Consider the following 580-nt stretch of genomic DNA (forward strand, 5'->3'; position numbering starts at 1 on the left):
AGGCGGAGTAGCGGCGCCCGCCGGTCTCCGATCCGGACCACTCGGGCGAGGTGATCACCGCCTGCGGCCTGGACTGGGTGTCAGCGAACGTGATCCGCTTGCCCTCGTGCTCGGAGGCCAGGTCGGCGAGCCTCGTGCCGGTGCGCTTCTCCAGCGTCTCGAAGCCCTGCGTGGCCAGGCGGCCGTTGGTGGTGCCGGACAGCGCGAGGATGGCCTCGCACATGCGATCGGCGGTGTCCAGCGAGATGCGGCCCTCGCCGGTGACGCCGTTCTGGCTGCGGAGGTACTCCAGCTCGGGCTCGACACGGTAGGTGATGCCCTTGGTGGTCAGCCCCAGGTCGGCGAAGAGCGGCCCGATGCCGCGCACGCGCTCGCCGACGGCCGCGTAGTCGCGCTCGATGGTGACGATCTTCGGCATGGTCTTGCCGGGCACCGGCTCGCACTCGCCGCGCCTCCAGTCGCGCACCCGGCCGCCGGGCTGGGCCAGCTCGTCGGGGGTGTCGTGGGTGAGCGGGACGGCCAGCACGTCGGTGCGCTTGCCGAGGTGGCGGGCGGCCAGCTCGGAGAACTTGTCGGCGAG

Annotated in this window: 1 pseudogene; it reads right to left on the reverse strand. The window is 72.4% G+C overall.

Annotation, left to right across the window (positions count from 1 at the left end):
* Window positions 1-580: pseudogene (locus EJK15_RS69855) on the reverse strand (nitrate reductase subunit alpha); the annotation flags it as partial.

The sequence above is a fragment of the Nonomuraea basaltis genome (assembly GCF_005893125.1).
GTDB classification, from domain to species: Bacteria; Actinomycetota; Actinomycetes; order Streptosporangiales; family Streptosporangiaceae; genus Nonomuraea; species Nonomuraea basaltis.